Consider the following 21,276-nt stretch of genomic DNA (forward strand, 5'->3'; position numbering starts at 1 on the left):
TCGGATGTGCCGCGCTTGCTACCGAAAGTCCGGTGTCGGGGGGTGGAGCGGACCTCACGGCTGCGCGGTCCGACTTCCGAGTTTAACCCATAAGGGACGCTCCCAGCGATCAACGGTTGGTCAATCGCACGATAGTCGCTTGAAACCGAGGCAGCTGAGTCGAGCAGTACTTGACAATCCTTGAATCACCGTTGCTGCGCGCCGTGGCGAGAGCAAGCTCAATTTGAGAAAATGCCGTCTGAGCCATTTGTATATCGTCGGTTCGCTCGGCAAGTAGTATTTGTCCAACACCGATGTTTTTGTGAACTGCGCCCAATCGAGAGGTGAGCGCTCACGGGTGTATTCCGTGAGAGCCGCCTGATAAGCGGCAATCGACTCCTTGAGCTCGGTCGTGCCACTCTCTCGCATACCCAACTCTAGGAGCGCCGCGCCGAGGTTGTGCTGGGTTATAGCCCATAGGTGCGGAACGCGCTCATGGCTTCTTTCCGTAAGCGCCGAGCGATACGCGGCAATCGCCTCCTCAAGCCGGGCAGTGCCGCCTTGTAGCTCGCCCAGCTCCCGGAGCGCGTTGCCGAGGTTGTGCTGGGTCATGGCCCACTCGAGAGGGACCAGCTCACGAGTTCTTTCCGTAAGAGCCGCGCGATAGGCGGCAACTGCGTCGCCGAGGGAAAGCAGTAAGCGACCGGCATCATCGCGGTCGGGCCCTATATCGCCTGGTCTTTATGCCCGTTTTCCCATAGGCACCACATTGCTTCCGCTCCTAGGTATCAGTGGCACCACTGCCGCCCTGGCGAGCTCTTCCAGCGCTGTTGCAATGTACTTCGCGTAGTGCCGCTCGATCATTTTGACGGAGGTGTTGTGCAGTTTGGCGACCTGCTGGATCGATAGACCCTTTCGGAGGCCGCGCACAATGCTCGAGTGCCGTAACGCATAGGGAATAATGTCGGGCATAGCGGTGCGTTCGCGAATAGCGCTCCAAGGACGTGTAAGCTCAGCTCTTTTCCATGAGCCACGTTCGGACCTTTTCCAGTCTATGCCGTTCGGCTCCTGTTTGTGGAGCCAGCGCTGGAATAGTGTCGCATCACTAGGCCGTCCGACGGTTGCGGGCAAAAGTGCCTCAATGACATCGTCACCGACCGGCAGGGGGACTGAGCCGCCATTGCCGCCGCGCCCTTTGTACGAGCCTGGACCATAAGACGACGCTGAGAGGTTTGTAGGTCACATACGCGCATACGCCTGACCTGGGCATACCGCGCACCGGTCGCCGCCAGACATACGACAATCCGGTACAAATCGCCCTCGAATCCTTGCTCCTCGTCAACCTCGAATGCTGCTTGAAGTATCTTAGCGACCTGTTGATCCGTGAGGATCTGATTGTCACGAGCGACCGATGTTTCATCATTGTCATCGATCCGCTCGGCTTTGAAGCCGGCTCTCACGTCGGTGAGGAACATGGGATTTAGCTTCTTTCGAACCGCGGTGAGCCGCGGCCATGAGGCGTCAGGTCATTCATGAGCCGCCGCTTTGTCGTGACCTTGAGCTCCTTCGGCAATCCTTCACGCCAGGTGAGCAAATCGTCTTCCTTCAACGCATGTAGCTTCACCGCCGCGAGAGGCGCAGCTTCGATGGCTCGCTGATTGCCGCGCTTGTCTTGGCCAAGAACGTAGCGCCGGAGTTTGTTGGCGGCGTCAGAGCGCACGTCACGACCTGCTCGGCGCTGTTCGCGCGCGTCCCGTTCCTTGATGTAGCCTTCAACGGCCGATCGTACGGTGGGGGCAGGCCCCGCTGCCTGCGCTGCCGCTTCTGCTCTGGCCCGGGCGACGACCTCTCCAGCCGCCTTGTTGCCGCATACGTAGGCACCCTCGTGAATGCTACTTCTGTTAAGCAACTGCTAGGCGTCCGAAGAAGCGTAACGGGCTATCGTGCAGCGTTTAGTTTGTGGGAGGGTGGGAAGGCAATGGAAGCTCGCGTTGTAAACTTGGTTGATGCTGAAATCGCATGTCGAATGAGGCAAGAATAAACCGTCGATCCAGCCTCGCGTCGCGCAGCAACGGTGCAGATGGAGGCGGGCTTCGCGGGTCTCCTATTTCATGTATCGAGCATGCCCCCATTCATCCCCGAGAACCCAACGCAAGGCTGACAGCTCGCCGTTCATCATGCCCCAGTCGAACTTCACGTATTTACTCCTTCGTCGGCACATCATCCGCTGGCAAACGTCCGAGAGTGAGGGTTTGCAGCGGCTCGAACTGTCCGAGCTCCTCATTGGAACACTGGAAGTCCTTTGGCTTGCCGGCCTTTTTGTAGAGTTTCATAAAATGCTTGGTTAGGCCGTGGAGCACATCGGCGTTGTTTTCAAGCAGCGATGCGGCTTCGTTGTAGAGCCGGCTCTCGATTTCGCTTGAAACCTTTTCGTAGTGATCCTTATCCGACCCGTCCCAAGCGGTTGCCGCATGCATCCGGATCAGTTGATCGAGCTTTGACTTGTCGTCGCTTGCCGTGGTGCGGATGAACTCGTGAGTGATTTCGTTCATCATCTTACGGCCGCGCATCGACTGAGCGATGGCGCCCCCGTACAGGACAATGACGCGGCGTTCGATGAACTCCCGCATGTCACCCAAGTCCTTGATGACGGGAAAGACTTTGAGCGCGGAGTACGCCTTCTCCTCCTGTAATCGAATTTCCTCTGTTGGGAAGCCGAGGATCTTTGCTAAGAGCCAGTGCCCGCACTCGTGACGGACGTAATCTTCAGTTTCCTCTTTTCGGCTGATTTGCACGAAACACCCCCGCAACGGCTCTGCATGGGCGGCACACTACACAACTTACTCCCGCTTTTCCGCCTCTTTCGATGCCGGCGTGACCTTTTTTGACGATGGGTTTTGACGGCTGCTGCACGTCTCGTCGCCAATGAGGTTGCGGATCGAGCGCCTGTGATCTTCGGCAGCTCGGCCTCGTCTTTTATGATCGCAACCCAGACGGCGCGGCAGTTGGGATGAACAGAGCCGGTGCCTGCAATGATGTTATTCACCTCGACGATGTGTCCGTCGCACGACAGGGCAGAAGTTGCACGTCCCGGTGGGCGCTCGCCGTCCGGCGTCTAGACACTTGGCGCAAGCCAATCGGGCTGGCAAGATCGTGAACGTAGTACGCTGTCGTGCGGAGAGCGGCTAGATCGTCCATCACCGCCGGAGGTCGGGGTGTCTACCGCCTATCCGGCTAGTCCGTGATATGGGTTTGGAAGTTGGGGAGTTTCGTGGGGAGAGACGTGACTGCCAAGCGCAAGGGAAAAATCTTGGAAGACCTCGTTGCGATGATGCACGAGGTGCCGGGGGTTGTTGTCGAGAAGCGGAAGAAGCTTCCCGTACTTCGCAGTGAAAAGAAGCGCCGTAGAGAAGTTGACGTTCTGATCACGTCCCATGTGGCGGGCTATCCGGTGCGCATTGCGATTGGATGTAAGAACGAGGCCAAAGCTCTTGATACTGCGGCAGTAGACAACTTCGTTCGCATCCTGAAGGAAGTCGGCATTCCCGTGCAGCAAGGAATACTCGTCAGTGCCAAGGGGTACACGCGCGATGCTCAGGACGCAGCAACCCTTTGTGGGATCAGGACACTCGTTTTTGAGGGTCTCAATGCTGATCGTCTTAGTCAGGAAATCAACACCGCGATCCAGTCCATGGTCTTTTTGCTGATTACGCAAATAAATCTCAACCTGCTGCCCTACGTGGACGACAGTTTTGATGACGGTCCGCAATTCGTCAATGCGGTCCTCGATACCAAGGGTGAACCATCTGCACCCGAACTATTTTCGTGCCTGTGGCAGCTTTGGGTATCCGGCGTGATCCCCGCGAGGATTGGCGATCACATCGTAAATCTAAAGGCAAAGAGCGCAGAGGCGACGTGGCAGGTAGTCGGTGCTGTGACCGTCACGGGGTTAATTGCTTCGGTACCGGGTACGTTCAGCCGTAGCATCCTGAAAAATGCTGAAGCGGGAGAAATCGAACGGCTGCGCGTCACCGCCAAATTCGGCGAGATTAAAGGGCCACTAACACTGGAGCCAGTCAATTCCGAGGGAGCCTTGTCGGACATCGTTCACAAAGAGCCGATGTCGCTCGTGACGCGGGTTCGCGTCCCCCGAATAATGACTAGCGTCAGTTACTGGCCGCCCTCCGATGAGGCAATGAAAAAGGCGAAAGCTCTATTCGACGCGGGCAAGCCGGTGATTTTTGATGACGTTGAAAGTTCAAATCTCGCGGATGCATGGCGCATTCCGATCCGGTTGAGGGGGTGCGTAACATGAACATCACCGACGCTGCTTTGAAATGTGTTGCCTTCATAGGCGTAATGAAGGATGGGCGGTTTCAACCGCGTGCCACCGGTTTTTTTGTCGACTGGCTGGAGGACCAGATCAGCTTGACGCATCTGGTTACTGCCGAGCACGTCGTAGCCGGCTTAGTCAGAACTAATAACGATATCTTTGTGCGTGTTAATCTAATGGGTGACGGAGTTGCCGAGTTTCAGGTAGATGCGACCGAATTTCGATTTCATCCGGACAACGCACGGGAAGCCGCAGATGTTGCCGTGATGCCGTTTAGAGCGAACGCTCTCAAAGATGACCAAGGCAATGTGGTCAAGATCGATACTGTTTCAATTGCACTGAACCAAAAAGATGGGCTGTTACCCGAAGAAGAATTCAAAAGGCGCCATATGGGTCGCGGGGGACAGATATCTATAATCGGTTTGTTTCGTAGTCATTTTGGGCAGAAGCGAAATGTGCCGATTGTCCGTGTCGGAAATATCTCAATGCTGCCCGGTGAGCCTGTGTCCACCCTCGCCGGCGATATCAAAGCCTACCTAATAGAAGCCCGTTCCGTAGGAGGTTTAAGTGGCTCACCCGTTTTCGCGCATGCGGATCAAGGGTTCGAATTCTCGAATGCTCTGTCAAAGAGGACGGTGTGTTTGCAGCCTATGGCGCTGCTCGGCATGGTTCACGGCCATTTCGATGTGAAGAACCTAAACGAAGATGTGGTCACTGAAGAAGACCGGTTGAGGGACGGGGTACATACCGGCATTGCTATCGTTATTCCCGTCGAAAAAATAGTTGAGACCATCAATCATCCTGACTTGATAGAACTGAGGAGGAAGGAACGAGATTTGCGCGGAGCAGGCTCTGACGCTTCGTCTTAGTAGACGAATGCCGCCGCAATCTGCATTGTTAAACGCGGTTTGGGGCTCTTTGCTGAAAAGCATTGGAAATCAGTGGAAGTCGATTTCCCCAAAATTCCAGCTAAGTAGTTGATATCGCCGTTTTCCCGCAGTTCCCTAGGGAGCGCCAGCCAGCTAGTTTCTGCACCCTTCACAGAAAAGAGGTACCGCGCACAGACCCACTGGTACAGGTCGACTACGTGGGCGTCGTAGATTTGGATATTGGGGCGAGCAAATCGGACATCTGCGCGATCAGAGTGGTCACCATTTCGGAGCGCGCCGGCAGAATTCGAAGAAGGCCACCTCTGAGCCGGCCTATACCGCCGTCGCGCCGTGCTGCGAGATCATGGCGGCCCAAAGCGCGTCAAATTGCTTTGCGGCGCGGCAACAACGTCGCCCGGGCTAACTCGGCTTTGCACGCGGCGTGATGCGGAAAGTAGCTGCAGGTCAGATCGGTAAAGGGTTCGCGGCAAAGCCGTCGATCACGAAGAACGTCGAGCCCGCCCGGCCGGATCGCCATTGCCAAACAGCCCCCTCCGGAATGAAAACCAAGCTCCCGGCGCCCGCTTCGAAGGCGCGTTGATCCGCCTGCCCCTCGACCGCGCCCTCGAGAACGTAGAGCACGCGCTCCTGGTTCTCCAATTGTCTCGCGCGCCCGCGGGCGCCGGCAACTGCAACGACGCGATGGATCGCAAGGTGCTGCGCGCCTTCGGTAGCGGTGTCCACAATGGTCTCAACCCGCGCGCCCTCGGTGCCTTCCCAACGGACGGGTACCGGCGCCACAGCAGTCTTTACCGGTGGCCGAGGCTCCGGCTGCGGATACGCCGGGTTGTGCACGACGACGGCCTGCGGATTCTCCTGGTAAGGTGGCGCGTAGACGACGAGCACCTGCGCCGGTTCTTCGCTGGTGACTGTGAAGGAGTGGAACACGCCCTTCGGGCTAAAGCCCCAGTCGCCTGCACTGAGGTGCTGCTCTTGCCCGTATACCTCGCTAACGCCGGCGCCGCGCAGCAGATAGGAGGCCTGTTCGAGGGGCGGGTGGGCGTGTCGTTGCGCGCCGTGTCCCTTGGAGATGGTTCCGATCAACACTTCCAGGTGCCGCGCGCCAACAGTGTCGCGGCTGATAATACGGCGATTCGAAGTACCCGTGTGATTGGCCGGCTGATAGGGGGCGACCTGATCGGGGTAGAGGACGTGAGGCGAGGTGTTCATTGGCCTGTTCCTTGGGTGGGTCCATTGACGGTGCGAACGAGAGACAAGAGGGCAACCGGAATGCGCACGGGCATTGCCAGGAGAATCTGCGCCATGCCCTTGCCCAGCGCATCGTTGCGCAGGGACTTCATGCCGCCGCCGCGGAGCGCCTGCTCGCAAACGAAATTGAAGGCGTGGATGCCCGGCACTTCGTGGCGCGTGACGGGGCCACGGACCAGATGCGCCAGGTGCCCTGCGACGCGCTCGGGCGTGAGCTGGCCGCGAAGGAACGGCAGCAACCGGGGATGCCGCGCGATGATGCCGATGTTCGAGCTATCGCCCTTGTCGCCGCTGCGTCCCCAAGCCACGCGGATCAGTGGAAGCTCGATCGCGTCCATGCCGGAATCCGCAACGTCCTGGGGCGCAGCGGGCGCGCGGGGCGCCGCGACGCCCTGCGCCGTGCCCTCAGGCACGCGAACATTCAGAGTGCGGCCGTCGATGAGAACCCGCGGCCGCAACCGGGATTTGTCGAGCAGGAACGCGTATTGACTGATGGACGGCGAAGCCGAAGCGCGGCCGCCCCCGCCCGTCGTGCCGGGCGCCCAGGACGTTCCCGCCGGGGCCACCTCGCGGGCCAGCAGTTCGAGTGCCGCCTTGTCGCGGTGCGTCGCCGTCAGCCGTAGCACCGCTTCGCGCGTTCCGCCCGCGCGCGCATGGGGCCCGTAGCAGGATTCCGTGCCGAGCATCTCGATCATCGTCTCGGTATAGGGCGGGAGTCCGCGCGCGCTTAGCAACTCGCTGGTGCGCTCGAGAATCGCCTCGCCGGTCCGCCGGGCCTTGGCGTTGGCATCGAAGCCGACGATGGTCAGTTGCGCGGAGAGCTTGAATCCATTCACGTACGTGGCGCAGACCTTGTACGTCGAAGTTGGCGCGCGACCGCGGGCACCACTCACGCGGACACGGTCCGCCCCTTCGGTGTTCAGCGTAACGCCAGTGAAGTCGCAGGTGACGTCCGGCAGCAGGTAGGCGGAGGGATCGCCGATCTCATACAGTATCTGCTCCGCCAGCACTGCCGGTGCGACGAGGCCACCGGTTCCCGCCGGCTTCGTGACAGTGAAGTCGCCATTGAGGCTGCATTCGACGATCGGGTAGCCGATGTGCGCCCAGTCAGGCACGCAATCCCAGTCGGTGAAGAGACCCCCGGTAGCCTGACAGCCGCATTCGAGGATGTGGCCAGCAAGGCTACCTGCCGCGAGTCGATCGAGGTCGTCGACGGACCAGCCGAACTCGTGCATCAACACGCCCAATGTCACGGCAGAGTCGACGCACCGACCGGTGATCACCACGTCGGCCCCCGCATCTAATGCCGCCTTGACCGGCAAGGCACCGAGGTACGCATTCGCCGAGACGACGCGCTCGGGGAGTAGCACGCCGCTTTGCAGCTCGCGCGGGGGCTCGTTCGCCTCTCGCAGCTGCGGGATGAGTGGCATAACGTCGTCACCGGTGACCACCGCGATCTTCACGTTCACCCCCAGTTCCTCGGCGAGGGTCTGAAGTGCCGCCGCGCAGGCCTGCGGGTTGACGCCGCCCGCATTGCTGACCACGCGGATCCCACGCTGGACGACGTCTTTCAGGACGGCGCGCATGGCCACGGTCACGAAGTCGGTCGCGTAGCCGAGCGCGGCGTTCTTCTGCCGCGCCGCGGCCAAGATCGACATGGTCAGTTCGGCCAGATAGTCGAAGACCAGATAGTCGATTTGCCCGCTGGCAACGAGCTGCGGCGCACCTACGCTACTGTCGCCCCAGAATCCCGAGGCTCCACCAATGCGGACGGTTCGTTGTTGCGGCGATAGGTTCACTGCCATCTCCTCGTCAATTGCTCGTGCGTCATCAGCGTCCGGTCCAGTTCGGCGCCCGCTTTTCGCGGAATGCGAGCTGCCCCTCCGCAGCATCTTCCGTCAAAGCAAACACTGCGATTTGGCTCTCGGTGAAGCGCATCGACTCTTCGAACGACATCGCTTCGATGGCTTTCATCGTGTACAGGCCGCGACGGATCGCGGCCGGCGACTTGTCGAGAATACGGCCCAGCAGGGCCTGCAGGCCTGTATCCAGGTCGTCGACGACCGTATTGACTAGCCCCCAGTTCAGCGCCTGCGCTGCGGAGATGGGTTCGCCCGTCAGGCACATCTGCGCCAGTGCGCGCCGAGGCAGCAGATCATCGAGTACGCTCAGGACCTGCGCCGGGAGCAGGCCGACTTTCACTTCGGGCAGGCCGAACACCGCGTGCGGTGCTGCCACAGCGAGATCGCACATGGCCAGCAAGCCCATGCCGCCGGCCATGCAGGCGCCGTTCACGCGGGCGACCAGCGGGACAATGCTACGTCGCGCCAGCCGGAGCAGATCTGCAAAAGCTGCATAGGGCTCGGAATGGTCAAAGCGAAAGGCCGTGCCGGCCGCAAGGTCGGCTCCGGCGCAGAAGGCCTTGTCTCCGGCACCCGTGAGGACGACAGCCCGCACATCGCGTTCATGTTGGACACGCTCGATCGCATCGCAAAGGCCTCTGAGCACACCTGGACTGATCGCGTTGCGGCGCGCCTCCCTCGATATCGTGAGCCAGAGGACATCGCCGCGGCGCTCATCGAGCAGTTCTGAAGAAGGGTTGGTCATGAATCCCCCGGATGCGGATCGAACGCGAAGCGAGATATGAGCTCAGGCAGCTTGCGGCGGCTGGAGCACGACCGGCCGCTGGAATACGATGTTGTCTGCCACCAGTTGATGGATCCGCTGCTCGCCGAGCCCCGCCTCACGCAAGACATCGACCGTGTGTTCGCCGAGCGCGGCCGCCGGATGTCGATTGAGCGGTACGGTGCCTGACCACTCGCTCGGAACCGCGGTCTCGCGGATCCTTCCGACGATCGGATGCTCCACCTCCGTGAAGAAGCCCGTGGCGGCCAGGTGCTCGTCCTCGAGAAGTGTTTCCAGCGTGTGCATCGGGAAGATCGGAATCTCGTTTTCCGGCAGGAGCTCGAGCCATTCGCGCGTGGTCCGCTGCTCGAGTTCTTCAGAGACCAACTGGTAAAGCTCGTCGATGTGCGCCGTGCGGTTACGGATGTCGGCGAAGCGCGGATCCGTCTTCAGCAGATCGCCCTTGCCCACCGCCGTCAGGAAGATCTTCCATTGCCGGTCGGTGTAGATGAGACAACACACATACCCGTCCTTGGTCTTGTACGGACGGCGGTTCTTTGCCGTCAGCCGCGGATACCCGAACTCCCCCTGGCTGGGAACGAACGTGTGACCGTAGAGGTGGTCCCCCAACACATACGGCACCATCGTCTCGAACATCGGAATGTCGACGCATTGCCCCTTGCCGGTCCGAGTTCGCGCGTAGAGCGCCGCGGCAATGACGCCGAAAGCGTAGAGGCCTACCGAGCGATCGGCGATCGCCAGCGGCATATAACGCGGTTCGCCCTCAGCCTGCTGACCCATCACCGCGGCCAAACCGGTCGCCGCCTGCATCATGTCGTCGTATGCGGCCTTCGGACCGTAGGGCCCCCTCTGCGAGAAGCCGACCATGCTGGCGTAGATGAGCTGCGGGTTCAGTTCGGCCAGGCGCGCGTATCCGAGGCCGAGCCGCGCCATCGCCGCGGGTCGGATGTTGGTGGCAAGCACGTCCGCAGACTTGGTAAGTTCGAGCAGCAACTCCGCGCCGGCAGCCGACTTCAGGTCGATGACGATGCTGCGCTTGTTGCGGTTGAGGCCAAGAAACAGCGGCCCCAGACCATGCTCGCCGTTCGGCCCAAGTGTCCGGGTCGAGTCGCCACCGGGCGCCTCCACCTTGATGACATCGGCGCCGAGGTCGCCCAGCATCTGTGTCGCAGAGGGCCCCATGAAGACGGTCGTGAGATCGAGTACCTTGATGCCTGACAGCGGCCCGGAAAATTCAGTCATTTGGTTTACCTCCCTAGGCGCGCAGACAGCCGCCCTCGTGCATTCGCCTAGATTTTTTAAAGTACGCCGCGTTGCCGTGTCTCGCCGTGCTGTTCGCGGTCAAATTTGTGGTGGGATGAACATCATCCTTCTTATCGCCACCTGAGCAGGCGGTTTTCCAGCGAGGTCATACCCCAGCTGATGCCAACGCCGATCATCGACAACAGGAAGATGATGCCAAACACGCCATCCGTCTTGAAGCTGGCAGCGAGCACCGACAACGTCTGACCAAGGCCATGCTCGGATGCGAAGATCTCCGCGCCGATCACGCCGAGAAGCGCGAACACGAGACCGAGTCTGAGCCCATTGAAGATCACCGGCACGGCGCTAGGCAGCACGAATTTACGGAAGATCTGGCTTTCGCTTGCGCCTAGCGTGTGCGCCAGCGTGGTGTGATCCGGATTGACGCCACGGCCGCCCGCCACAGTCGAGGTCAGCACGATGAAAAAGGTGAGGCTGAAGCCGACTGCGACTTTGGATCCGAGTCCGAGACCAAACCAGATGATGAACAGCGGCGCCAGCGCAATGCGCGGCATGGCATTCAGGGCAGTGAAAATCGGGTTGAACACCGCTTCTGAACACGATTTATGCTCCCGCTTTCGCCGCGTTCGGCGGCTCGGCCTTCGGCGCGATCTCCACGATCATAACTGGATGGGTGACCCGGCGCCGCAGGCTTCGCGAGCGTCACTATTCCCGGTCGATTTCCAAGCGCGAGCGGCTCTATCGAAGCTTCATCGAGGAAGCCTCCCGAGTCTACGCCGACGCGCTCGTCAGTGACCGATCCGAGATTCTGCAACTGGTCAATCTGTATGCGCTCATCGGGCGGATGCGGATTCTGTCCAGCGATCAAGTGGTACAGGCCGCGGAGCGAGCAGGTCGCCTGATCATCGAAACCTACCTGTCACCTAACCGGGAATTTGGCGATCTTCCTGAATTTCTGGAGGAAATGGATCCTTTGCGTGGCTTCGGAGAAGCCTGCCGACGCGAACTGCATTCGATCCCATCTCACTGAGGTCCCAGGCAATGAAGGAACGCATACCTCAGCCCGGATCGCCGTGCATTCGTCAGAGAATCCTACAAGCAGCGATCCGATTGTACCGCCAAATCGGGTTCAAAAAGACCACCGTCGCCGATATCGCTCGCGGAGCGTCGATGTCGCCCGCCAACGTCTACCGCTTCTTTGCTTCAAAGCAGGCGATCGAGGAGGCGGTCGTGGCGGATTTGTTCAAACAGGTCTCAGCGGCCGCAACGCTTGCGGCTCTCTTGAGCGGCTCGGCTCTGGAACGTCTAACGGCCGCATTGAGCGCAATCGCGCAGCTGCACGAACATCGGCTGGAGAACGACCGCAAGCTACACGAATTGGTCGCCGCGGCGGTACGCGGGAATTGGGCAGTCGCGCTGTCTTACGCAGACCGGATCCGAGGGCTGGTGCGCACGATCATTGCTGGCGGACAGGCGAGCGGCGAACTGCGACCGGGTAGTCCGATGGCGATGACATGTTGCCTGCTTGAATCAATGGACGGATATCTCAATCCGTCGCGTATCATCGCGACTACCGTTAGTCCCACGTTTGACGAGATGATGGATTTCTGCGCAAGCGCCCTGCATCACGTACCTTGGGTTCAGTCGATCGACCTGGGCGCCGACTTAAGTCCCCAAGCCGTGGCCCAAGGATAGCGAGCGAGGTGGTTGATTCACGGCCTCCAGTCCGCCTCGCAAGCCGCGAGAAAGAAATTGACCCGTTCGTGCAGGAACGTCGGCAGCTCTTTTCTGAGGTCCTTCAATTCCTCACCCATCAGCGATCTCATGAGCATCGGAAGCAGAATGAGGTCCATGAACATCTGCGCGGTCGCTACGCTGCGCTTTGCGCTGAAAGGTCCCTTGGGTGAGCGCGCGACCTTCTGCGTTGCCTCGTTCAAGAGCTGCGATACCGCCCCAGCCGCACGGTCGCGCGCCGCGTCGTGAACATTTCGGCTCAGTTCGGGAAATCGCCGCGCCTCGGCGATCGTCGCACGAGTCAAATCCAACGTGTCCTCGACGAATCTCTCCACGATCTCGATGCCAAGATTGGTGAGCTTTTCCTGGATGGTGCGGCCTGCCGGCGTGAATCCCTCAAAATCCGTCAATCCGCTGATGGTCCGGGCCACCACAGCCACGAACAGCGCCTCCTTGTCGGAGAAATGGGCATAGATGGTCGGTTTGCTCGCAGGGGCCAACGCGGAGATGTCGTCGATGCTGGCACTCCGAAAGCCCTTCTCGAGAAAGAGCTGCTGGGCTGCATCGAGAATCCGCGCCTGGACGTCGCCGGCAAGGTCCTTGGACGGTCTGCCGCGTTTCGGGCTTTTGTTCTTCGCCATCACGATCTCCTAATTGCGAGTTTGTAAATCCCGCTTGACATGCACGGAAAGAAAATGCAAGAAAAAGAAAATATACGGTTTAGTGTAGTTTAAATCGCTGCGGACGGCTTTGATTGCTTGGGTCTGCGGCGACTCATCCAGACGACCGGCGGGCCGCCAAATGCGCATTCGGCCGCTGATCATCCGGACAACCAGAGGAGATCACAGTGAGTGTGTGCAGCCCGGACTCGCCGATCGTGGAGCAGGGCATTCTGCTGCGTGAATTGAATCACCGGATCAATAATGGGCTCGCGTCGGCAATCAGCCTGGTCTCGGCCGCGGCCGTCCGGGTTGAGGGGGCGGAGGCCAAGCGCGCCCTAAGCGACGTGGTCGAACTGTTGCATGGTCATGCCGATGTGCAGCAGGCGCTCGCCATACCCAAAGGCAAGGCGCTGATCGACGCCGCGACATACGTCCGCATGATGGGCAGCGCCATGCGCCGTTCGCTGCTGGATCGAATGAATATCGGGTTGGTACTCGCCACCGAATCTCTTCCGCTCCAACCAGATCGATGCCGGCGGCTCGGATTGATCGTCCATGGGCTCGTAGCTGACGCCGCGAAGCATGCGTGCTTCGAGACGCGGACCGGAGAAATCAGGATCAAACTGTCACGAATCGGCACGCTGGTGAATTGCGTCATTCTGGACAATGGGTCGCGGTCGGCACGGGGCGCCGAGGGGCGCGAACACCGGATCAGTAATGATCTTGCCAAGGGTCTCGGCGGCCGGGTCGAACACGGCTTTGGCGACGAATTCACATCCGTCGTCCTTTCATTTCCGCTGAGAGAGCGTGAGCGGCAGGCGAACTGTGCGATCGAAAAGCGTCGCATCATACGCTCGCCCCGCCGGTCGAAAGTCAACCCACCCGAAGGCCCGGCGCTTTGCACGCAAGCAAGCTCCCGGGATCGGGGCAGCCCCGTTGCACCACGACCCGATCCAATTGCGACTCGCGAAGCCCAGCCGGTCTCTGCCAGACCCGCGGCGGATGTGCTGGGCGAGTTGTTGTCACCCCGCCACCGCATGGATGTGTCATGAAACACAACACGAACCAAACTGAAGTCGTTGGAACTGCCCGCAAGGGCAAGTTGAGGGGGCCTGGTTGCCTTGTGGTCGCGCTCTTCGCAATCGCGCTGAGTGGCTGCAACGACCATGCCTCCGCTCCCGTCACGCGCGCGGCAATCGTGCGCACGGAGATCGTGCAACCGCGCGACCGGCAAGCCTCCGTCACCCTCACCGGCGAAATCCAAGCCCGTTTCCGCGCCGACCTCTCGTTCCGCGTCAGCGGACGTGTGCTTGCGCGCTATGTCGATGTCGGCGCCCGCGTCCAGGCTGGCGAAGTCCTGGTTCTGCTCGATCCGGCGGAGCAGCAGGCCGACGTTGATGCCGCGACCGCGGCGGTGCTCGCCGCAGAGTCCCAGCTGCGCGTGGCCAAGGTAACCTTCGAACGACAGAAGGCGCTGATCGCGAGCGGTTTCACCACGCGGACGGTCTACGATCAGGCGCAGGAAGGATTGCGAACCGCAGAAGGTGCGCTTGAAGCAGCAAAAGCGGAGCTCGGAACGTCGAAAGACGCCCTTGGATTTACCGCGCTGCGCGCAGAAGCGGCAGGCGTGGTCACTGCGCGCAATCTGGAAGTCGGCCAGGTCGTACAGGCCGCGCAGCCCGTTTTCTCGCTGGCGCAGGACGGGGAGCGGGATGCCGTGTTCGACATCTACGAATCCCTCTTGTTTGGTGATCTCGACGACAGCCGCGTATCGCTGGCGCTTGTCTCCGACACACGCGTGACGGCGAGCGGATACGTCAGGGAAGTCTCGCCCGCGATTGACGCGAAGAGCGCGACCATCCGCGTCAAGGTTGCCATTCAGGATCCGCCGACAGCGATGACGCTGGGAAGCGCTGTTGCAGGAACCGTCAAAGCGAAAGCCCGGCAGCAGATCGCATTGCCCTGGAGCGCATTGGCGGCGGCGGGATCGAAGCCCGCGGTTTGGACCGTTGATCCGGCGACAAAAACGGCTGCGCTCAAGCCGGTGACGATCGGCGGTTATGAAGCCCGCGAAGTGCTGATCAAGGCCGGCCTCGAGCCAGGCGAGCGCGTCGTGATCGATGGCGGCAAGCTGCTGAGCGTTGGCCAGGCCGTGACATTTGAGGGAGACCCATCATGAAGAAGCGAGCCATGATTGCAGCCGGCACATTTGCTTCCGCCCTAGTGCTGGCTGGATGTCAGCAGGAAGCGAAAGCGCCCGACCCTGTACGACCCGTGCTGTCGACGGTCCTGGAGCCGAGCCGCACGGACGGCATGGTCGCCGTGGGCATTGTTGAGCCGCAGTACAAGACCAATCTCGCGTTCCGCGTCTTGGGACGTTTGACCGGGCGTCCCGTCTCGGTTGGCGACCTCGTCAGCGAAGGACAAACTGTAGGTGTCATCGATCCCACGGCTCTCGAGCTTGCGGTACGCTCCGCCAAGGCTGAGCTGACGAAGGCCGAGGCGCAGCTTTCGACCACAACAGCAACGGAAGAGCGGCAGCGAACCCTCATCACAACAGACGCCACCACGAAGCAGACGCTGGACAATGCCGAGCAGGCGCGGGCCGGTGCCGCCGCGTCGGTGGCGCACGCACAGGCAAACCTGATCAAGGCCATCGAGCAACGCGGCTATGCCCAGCTCAAGGCCGATTTCGCCGGCGTCGTCACTGCGGTGAGCGCAGAAGTCGGACAGGTGGTCTCTCCTGGCCAAAATGTCGTGACGGTTGCGAAGCCCGACATCCGGGAGGCGGTGGTCGATATCGGGGATGATTTCCCGATGCCACTTGAAATTGGCTTGCCATTCATTGTCGGCTTGCAGCTGCTCCCCGCCGTTCAGGTCGAAGGCAAGGTTCGAGAGATCGCCCCGCAGGCAGACCCCGTGACGCGCCTGCGGCGAGTCCGCATCGCCCTGAACAAACCCCCTGAAAGCTTCCGCTTGGGTACGACCGTTACGGCGAAGGTCGGCAAAGCGCAAAGTCCGACATTGCACATCCCCGCCTCAGCGGTGCTCGCCAAGGATGGCGCGAATTTCGTCTGGGTCGTCGATCTGCCTGCGAGCTCCGTGTCGCTGCAGAAAGTCGAGCTCACCGTAGACCCCGCAGGTGCCCGCGTCACCGACGGGCTTACCCCCGGTGCGCGAATCGTGACCGCCGGAATCCATAGCCTCAAGCAAGGACAACACGTCCGTATCGAACAGGATCAGAAGCCATGAAGTCGTTCAACCTTTCCGACTGGGCGCTCCACCATCGTTCGCTCGTCTGGTACTTCATGATCGCTTTCATGGCGGCAGGCCTCTTTGCCTACCTTCAGCTGGGTCGTCAGGAAGATCCCGACTTCACCATCAAGACCATGGTGATCCAGGCGCAGTGGCCGGGCGCATCGCCTGAAGAGATGACGCGCCAGGTCACCGACAGGATCGAAAAGAAGCTCGAGGAGCTGGAATCGCTCGACTACACCAAGAGCGTGACGGTCGCGGGCCAGACCACCGTGTTCGTTTATCTGCGAGACACGACAAAGGCGGCTGACGTCAAGCCGACCTGGGTCCGGGTCCGCAACATGATCGCGGACATCAAGGGGGATTTTCCGCAAGGAGTGATCGGACCGGGCTTCAACGATCGCTTCGGCGACGTGTTCGGTAACATCTATGCCTTCACCAGCGATGGCTTGACCCAGCGTCAGCTGCGCGACGAGGTCGAGGGTATCCGCGCCAAGGTCTTGACCGTGCCGGATGTGGGCAAGGTCGATATTCTGGGCGCCCAGGACGAAGTGATCTATCTCGAATTCTCCACCCGGAAGATCGCGGCCCTTGGCCTCGACGTCCGCTCGATCATGGCCTCCCTGCAGGCACAAAACGCGGTCGCGCCGTCCGGGGTGTTTCAGGAGGGGGCAGAGCGGATCAGCGTGCGGGTGAACGGCCGTTTCACGTCGGAGGCAAGCCTGAACGCGGTCAATCTGCGTATCAACGACCGCTTCTTTCCGCTGACTGACGTCGCCACCATCACGCGCGGTTATGCCGATCCGGCCAAGACCTTGTTCAGGTACAACGGCCAGCCTGCCATCGGGCTTGCCATCGGCATGAAGTCCGGCGCAAACCTGCTTCACTTCGGCGAGGCGCTGAAGGAGCAAATGACGAAGGTCATTGCCGACCTGCCGATCGGCGTCGGCGTTCATCTGGTCGCCAATCAGCCGGTCGTCGTCGAGCATGCGGTGTCAGGCTTCACCGAAGCGCTGTTTGAGGCCGTGGTTATTGTTCTCGCCATCAGCTTTCTCAGCCTGGGCATGCGCGCCGGGCTCGTCGTCGCAATCGCGATCCCGCTGGTTCTCGCCATTACCTTCGTGGTGATGAACTATACCGGCATTTCATTGCAGAGAATTTCGCTTGGCGCTTTGATCATCGCGCTCGGCCTGCTGGTCGATGACGCCATGATCGCCGTCGAAATGATGGTGGCTCGGCTGGAAGTCGGCGATCCCCTGGAAAAGGCGGCAACCCACGTCTATACGTCGACCGCCTTTCCCATGCTGACGGGCACGCTGGTCACCGTCGCGGGCTTCATCCCGATCGGGCTGAACAGCAGCAATGCCGGCGAGTTCACCTTCACCCTGTTCGTGGTGATTGCGGTCTCCCTGATCGTGTCGTGGGTCGTGGCGGTGCTGTTCACCCCGCTGCTCGGCGTCACCATCCTGCCGGCAAAGATGAAGGGCCATCATGAGGCGAAGGGCCGGCTGGCGCAGATGTTCTCCCGGCTGCTGCTCGTCTGCATGCATCACCGCAGGATCACGGTCGGCGTGACGGTTGCAGCCTTCTTTGTCGCCTTGTTCGGCATGACATTCGTGCAGCAGCAGTTCTTCCCCTCGTCGGACCGTGACGAGCTCGTGATCGACTGGAATCTGCCGCAAAACGCTTCGATCGCCGACACCAATGCGCAGATGGCGCGCTTCGAGCGCGAACAGCTGCAGGGCAATGGCTCCGTGGAGCATTGGTCGTCTTACGTCGGTACTGGCGCCCCGCGCTTCGTGCTCTCATTCGACGTGCAGACCGCGAATACATGGTTCGGCGAAATGGTGGTCGTGACCAAGGGCGGTATCAAGGCCCGCGACCGCATCAAGGCGCAGTTCGAGACCTATCTGAGGAAAACGTTCCCCGGGACCGATACCTACGTCAAGTTGCTCGAGGTCGGCCCCCCCGTGGGACGTCCCGTGCAATACCGCGTGAGCGGACCCGACATCGCAAAGGTGAGAGACCTCTCGCAGCAGCTCGCTGGCATCGTCCGGAGCAACCCCGATCTCGGCCACGTCGTGTTCGACTGGATGGAACCCGGGCGCGTCGTCAAGGTCGACGTTCTCCAGGACAAGGCGCGCCAACTCGGCGTGACGTCGGAAGACATCGCCACGGCCGTGAACTCGGTGCTCGATGGCTCGCCGATCACACAGGTTCGCGACAGCATCTATCTTGTCAATGTCACTGGACGCGCGACCGCGGTCGATCGCGGCTCGATCGATACGCTCCGAGATCTGCAGTTGACCGGGCAGGGTGGGCAGTCGGTGCCGCTCGGGGCCGTGGCCAACCTGCGCTATGAGATCGAGCAGCCGACCATCTGGCGTCGCGCGCGCATTCCCACGATCACGCTGAAGGCTGGCATCGTCACCAACGTCCAGCCGAAGACAATCATGGATCAGTTGGCACCAAGGGTGGCGGAGTTCAGCAAAGCACTGCCGGCGGGCTATTCGGTGGCGATCGGCGGCTCCGTGGAGGAAAGCGCCAAGAGCCAGTCGCCGATCGTGGCCGTCGTTCCGCTCATGCTGTTTGTCATGGCTACCGTCCTGATGGTTCAGTTGCAGAGCTTCCACCGCCTGTTCCTGGTGTTCGCGGTCGCACCGCTCGCCGTGATCGGCGTCGTCATGGCCCTGTTGCCGAGCGGCGCACCTCTCGGCTTCGTTGCCATCCTGGGTGTGCTGGCGCTGATCGGCATCCTGGTCCGAAACTCGGTGATCCTGATCGTGCAGATCGAGGATCTAAGGAAGCAAGGGCGTCCGGCCTGGGATGCCGTTGTGGAAGCGACCGAGCATCGCATGCGTCCGATCCTGCTGACGGCGGCCGCCGCAAGTCTCGCGCTGATTCCAATCGCGCGCGAGATTTTCTGGGGTCCGATGGCCTACGCGATGATGGGGGGCATCATCGTCGGCACGCTGCTGACGCTGCTCTTTCTGCCGGCGCTCTACGTGGCGTGGTTCCGGATCCACCCTGTCCAAGACGATGGCCGGCCAATGTCTGAGACGGTTGAGCCTGCGTACGAGACTCATTCGTCGAACCCGACTCTTGCGCCGGCCGCGCCGGTGCCGGTCCTTGAAACGCAAATCTGAAACGGAGGCTATCATGTCCAGGAAGACACTCTTGCCGCTGTCCGTCAGCGTAATGCTCGCAACGATTTCATTGGTGCCAACTGCGGTGTTTGCGCAATTCCCCGGTCCGCCTCCAATGGGGCCGGGCGGCCCTCCGCCGATCGCTGCCGGCGGTCCCGCATTCGCAGGTCCGCCTCCCATGGGGCCTGGCGGTGTGCCCCATGCCGGCTTCGGCGGTCCGGCTCCCCGGCTGGGCGCCGGCGGTCCTCGCGGCGATCTAAGGGGGCCTGGCGGCGTCCGTGCCGGCGGTCGTGACGGACCTGCGGTTGCACGCTCGGTCGAGGCTCGCTCCGCATCGGTCGGCTACAGCCATTCCGGTCGCTTCAGCCATGGCTATGGCGGGCGGCGATACGGTTATGGTGCAGCCTACGCCGCAGGAGCCTATGCCGGTTATGCCTATGGCAGCGCTAACGATGGCAATTATTCCGATAGCGACTGCTATTACGCCTACAGTCGCCAACGACGCGTTCTGATTTGCAACTAGAGCATGATCCAGAAAAAGTATGACGCGGCTTTCCGAAATGTCATGCTCAAACAAAGACCTAAAGCGCGATGACGATTCATCCAAATCTCAGCGCACTTTAGCGGCGGACCGACCTCACCTGCGAACGCTGCGGTGGATATTGTAAGCGCCTTGGATTCGCTGGTGCCCGTGACGGAGACCGGCTCGTTAACCGCAGTTGCGCGACGTCGCGCGGACCTTGGCGTTGCTTCAGCATGTCGAGTTGGTCGGGCCACCAACAGCGTCGGGCGAACGTGGGACTCAATCAGTTGCAGCACGAGCTTGTGAACGAGTTCGCTTGACCGGAACTTTAATAAACTATACGGTATATTTTATTAAGCTGGATGAAGCTCGCCACGACCGCGATCCGGACAGAACGCGGGCCTGAGCAACCGCAAACCAAGAGTACGAAAATCATGAACTTTCAGCCTCGACCAGATCTCACGACCGCGGACCGGCGTCTGCCATTCGATTGCATCGCGTTGCTATTGCAGGGCGGCGGCGCTCTGGGCGCTTACCAGGGAGGCGTCTACGAGGCTCTGGCGGAAGCCAACATCCATCCGGACTGGATTGCCGGCATTTCGATTGGCGCGATCAACGCTGCAATCATCGCGGGCAATCCGCCCAATTCCCGCGTTGACCGGCTTCGCGAGTTTTGGACGCAGGTGACGCTGGACGCTCCGTTCACCGATCTGATGAATAGCGATCACACCCGCAATTTTCTCAATCAGGTGAATGCGAGCTTTGCGGCGATGTTTGGCGCAAGCGGATTCTTTTCTGCGCGGCCACTAGCGCCATGGCTACAAGCGGGTGGAACGCTTGCCGCCACGAGCATCTACGACACTAGCGCGCTGAAGACGACACTGGAGCGCCTCGTCGATTTCGATCGCATCAACGCCGGCATGACGCGGTTCAGCGCAGGAGCCGTCAATGTGCGGACCGGCAATCTGGTCTATTTCGACACTGCCACGCATACGATTCGGCCCGAGCACATCCTCGCTAGCGGGGCGCTGCCGCCGGGCTTTCCGGCGGTCGAAATCGATGGTGAACATTATTGGGATGGCGGCTTGGTCTCGAACACACCGCTGCAATATGTGATCGAGTGTGGCGACCGTCAGGACACGCTCGTGTTTCAGGTCGATCTCTGGAGCGCGCGCGGCCAGAATCCGCGCAATATGGCTGACGTCGTTACGCGTCAAAAGGAGATTCAATACTCGAGCCGCACGCGCGCGAGCACAGACCAATTCAAGAGCCTGCACCGGTTGCAGCGAGATTTGGCGGCGCTGTTGAGCAAGCTGCCCGAGAACCTGCGCGAGAAGGAGGACGTCAGGTTGCTCAGGACGGCCGCCTCTCACAACGTGCACAGCCTCGTCCACCTGATCTATCGCGCGCGGGACTACGAAGGCCACTCCAAGGACTACGAGTTTTCCCGCCTCTCGATGCAGGATCATTGGCGCGCCGGGTATCACGATGCATTGCGCACCCTTCGTCATCCCGAGGTGCTGGCCCGCCCGACCAGTGCGGACGGCGTCTCCACCTTCGATCTTGAGCAGGACGGTCGCGAATAGGCCAGCCAGCC

Annotated in this window: 19 protein-coding genes; 10 read left to right on the forward strand and 9 right to left on the reverse strand. The window is 60.8% G+C overall.

From position 1 onward, the window contains the following. Nucleotides 1-120 precede the first annotated feature (120 nt). The 3 genes from ACE10Z_RS09915 to ACE10Z_RS09925 all read right to left on the reverse strand — a co-directional run bounded on the left by ACE10Z_RS09915 (nucleotide 121) and on the right by ACE10Z_RS09925 (nucleotide 2,774). On the reverse strand, nucleotides 121-591 hold the full coding sequence (locus tag ACE10Z_RS09915; protein WP_375787756.1) for a hypothetical protein: 471 nt from the start codon (nucleotides 589-591) through the stop codon (nucleotides 121-123). Between the two features lie 868 nt (nucleotides 592-1,459). Then, nucleotides 1,460-1,888 (reverse strand): hypothetical protein, encoded by a 429-nt coding sequence (locus tag ACE10Z_RS09920; protein ID WP_375787757.1) that lies wholly within the window; start codon nucleotides 1,886-1,888, stop codon nucleotides 1,460-1,462. Between the two features lie 292 nt (nucleotides 1,889-2,180). Next, nucleotides 2,181-2,774, reverse strand: a complete 594-nt coding sequence (locus tag ACE10Z_RS09925) for a hypothetical protein (protein ID WP_375787758.1) — start codon at nucleotides 2,772-2,774, stop codon at nucleotides 2,181-2,183. 488 nt (nucleotides 2,775-3,262) lie between these two features. On the opposite strand from ACE10Z_RS09925, the gene ACE10Z_RS09930 reads away from it, so the two are divergent. Together ACE10Z_RS09930 and ACE10Z_RS09935 are read left to right on the forward strand one after the other, a co-directional pair. After that, complete coding sequence (locus tag ACE10Z_RS09930; RefSeq protein ID WP_375787759.1) at nucleotides 3,263-4,294, forward strand: restriction endonuclease; 1,032 nt, start codon at nucleotides 3,263-3,265, stop codon at nucleotides 4,292-4,294. Next, nucleotides 4,291-5,181 (forward strand): hypothetical protein, encoded by an 891-nt coding sequence (locus ACE10Z_RS09935; protein ID WP_375787760.1) that lies wholly within the window; start codon nucleotides 4,291-4,293, stop codon nucleotides 5,179-5,181. Before ACE10Z_RS09930 ends, ACE10Z_RS09935 begins: the two co-directional genes overlap by 4 nt. 465 nt (nucleotides 5,182-5,646) lie before the next feature. On the opposite strand, the gene ACE10Z_RS09940 is transcribed toward ACE10Z_RS09935, so the two are convergent. The 5 genes from ACE10Z_RS09940 to ACE10Z_RS09960 all read right to left on the reverse strand — a co-directional run bounded on the left by ACE10Z_RS09940 (nucleotide 5,647) and on the right by ACE10Z_RS09960 (nucleotide 10,946). After that, the gene (locus ACE10Z_RS09940; RefSeq protein ID WP_375787761.1) at nucleotides 5,647-6,411 is read right to left on the reverse strand and encodes a cupin domain-containing protein; all 765 of its coding nucleotides are present in this window, start codon (nucleotides 6,409-6,411) and stop codon (nucleotides 5,647-5,649) included. Next, complete coding sequence (locus ACE10Z_RS09945) at nucleotides 6,408-8,249, reverse strand: acyclic terpene utilization AtuA family protein (RefSeq protein WP_375787762.1); 1,842 nt, start codon at nucleotides 8,247-8,249, stop codon at nucleotides 6,408-6,410. The genes ACE10Z_RS09940 and ACE10Z_RS09945 overlap by 4 nt, the downstream gene beginning before the upstream one ends. A 31-nt stretch (nucleotides 8,250-8,280) precedes the next feature. Then, nucleotides 8,281-9,057 (reverse strand): enoyl-CoA hydratase/isomerase family protein, encoded by a 777-nt coding sequence (locus tag ACE10Z_RS09950; protein ID WP_375787763.1) that lies wholly within the window; start codon nucleotides 9,055-9,057, stop codon nucleotides 8,281-8,283. A 42-nt stretch (nucleotides 9,058-9,099) separates the two neighbouring features. Beyond that, nucleotides 9,100-10,338: a CaiB/BaiF CoA transferase family protein gene (locus tag ACE10Z_RS09955; protein WP_375787764.1), complete on the reverse strand. Its 1,239-nt coding sequence runs from the start codon at nucleotides 10,336-10,338 to the stop codon at nucleotides 9,100-9,102. 131 nt (nucleotides 10,339-10,469) lie between these two features. After that, a complete protein-coding gene (locus tag ACE10Z_RS09960; RefSeq protein ID WP_375787765.1) occupies nucleotides 10,470-10,946 on the reverse strand; it encodes an ABC transporter permease in 477 nt (158 codons plus the stop codon). An 86-nt stretch (nucleotides 10,947-11,032) separates the two neighbouring features. On the opposite strand from ACE10Z_RS09960, the gene ACE10Z_RS09965 reads away from it, so the two are divergent. Next, nucleotides 11,033-11,389, forward strand: coding sequence for a hypothetical protein (locus ACE10Z_RS09965; RefSeq protein WP_375787766.1), 357 nt, complete (start codon nucleotides 11,033-11,035; stop codon nucleotides 11,387-11,389). Nucleotides 11,390-11,469: 80 nt separating this feature from the next. Further along, the gene (locus tag ACE10Z_RS09970; RefSeq protein ID WP_375787767.1) at nucleotides 11,470-12,054 is read left to right on the forward strand and encodes a TetR/AcrR family transcriptional regulator; all 585 of its coding nucleotides are present in this window, start codon (nucleotides 11,470-11,472) and stop codon (nucleotides 12,052-12,054) included. Nucleotides 12,055-12,071: 17 nt separating this feature from the next. On the opposite strand, the gene ACE10Z_RS09975 is transcribed toward ACE10Z_RS09970, so the two are convergent. Next, nucleotides 12,072-12,734, reverse strand: a complete 663-nt coding sequence (locus ACE10Z_RS09975; RefSeq protein ID WP_375789793.1) for a TetR/AcrR family transcriptional regulator — start codon at nucleotides 12,732-12,734, stop codon at nucleotides 12,072-12,074. Between the two features lie 206 nt (nucleotides 12,735-12,940). On the opposite strand from ACE10Z_RS09975, the gene ACE10Z_RS09980 reads away from it, so the two are divergent. From ACE10Z_RS09980 to ACE10Z_RS10005, 6 genes are all read left to right on the forward strand, one after another. Beyond that, a complete protein-coding gene (locus tag ACE10Z_RS09980; RefSeq protein ID WP_375787768.1) occupies nucleotides 12,941-13,807 on the forward strand; it encodes a histidine kinase dimerization/phosphoacceptor domain -containing protein in 867 nt (288 codons plus the stop codon). Nucleotides 13,808-13,878: 71 nt separating this feature from the next. Beyond that, complete coding sequence (locus ACE10Z_RS09985; RefSeq protein WP_375787769.1) at nucleotides 13,879-14,934, forward strand: efflux RND transporter periplasmic adaptor subunit; 1,056 nt, start codon at nucleotides 13,879-13,881, stop codon at nucleotides 14,932-14,934. Next, the gene (locus tag ACE10Z_RS09990) at nucleotides 14,931-16,007 is read left to right on the forward strand and encodes an efflux RND transporter periplasmic adaptor subunit (protein ID WP_375787770.1); all 1,077 of its coding nucleotides are present in this window, start codon (nucleotides 14,931-14,933) and stop codon (nucleotides 16,005-16,007) included. The genes ACE10Z_RS09985 and ACE10Z_RS09990 overlap by 4 nt, the downstream gene beginning before the upstream one ends. After that, a complete protein-coding gene (locus tag ACE10Z_RS09995) occupies nucleotides 16,004-19,156 on the forward strand; it encodes an efflux RND transporter permease subunit (RefSeq protein WP_375787771.1) in 3,153 nt (1,050 codons plus the stop codon). Before ACE10Z_RS09990 ends, ACE10Z_RS09995 begins: the two co-directional genes overlap by 4 nt. A gap of 13 nt (nucleotides 19,157-19,169) precedes the next feature. Further along, complete coding sequence (locus ACE10Z_RS10000) at nucleotides 19,170-19,679, forward strand: hypothetical protein (RefSeq protein WP_375787772.1); 510 nt, start codon at nucleotides 19,170-19,172, stop codon at nucleotides 19,677-19,679. Between the two features lie 434 nt (nucleotides 19,680-20,113). Beyond that, nucleotides 20,114-21,265 carry a DUF3734 domain-containing protein gene (locus ACE10Z_RS10005; RefSeq protein ID WP_375789794.1) on the forward strand — a complete coding sequence of 384 codons (1,152 nt, stop codon included), beginning with the start codon at nucleotides 20,114-20,116 and terminating at the stop codon, nucleotides 21,263-21,265. Nucleotides 21,266-21,276: the final 11 nt, after the last annotated feature.

This window comes from Bradyrhizobium sp. Pha-3 (genome assembly GCF_042258615.1).
In the GTDB taxonomy this organism is placed as follows: domain Bacteria; phylum Pseudomonadota; class Alphaproteobacteria; order Rhizobiales; family Xanthobacteraceae; genus Bradyrhizobium.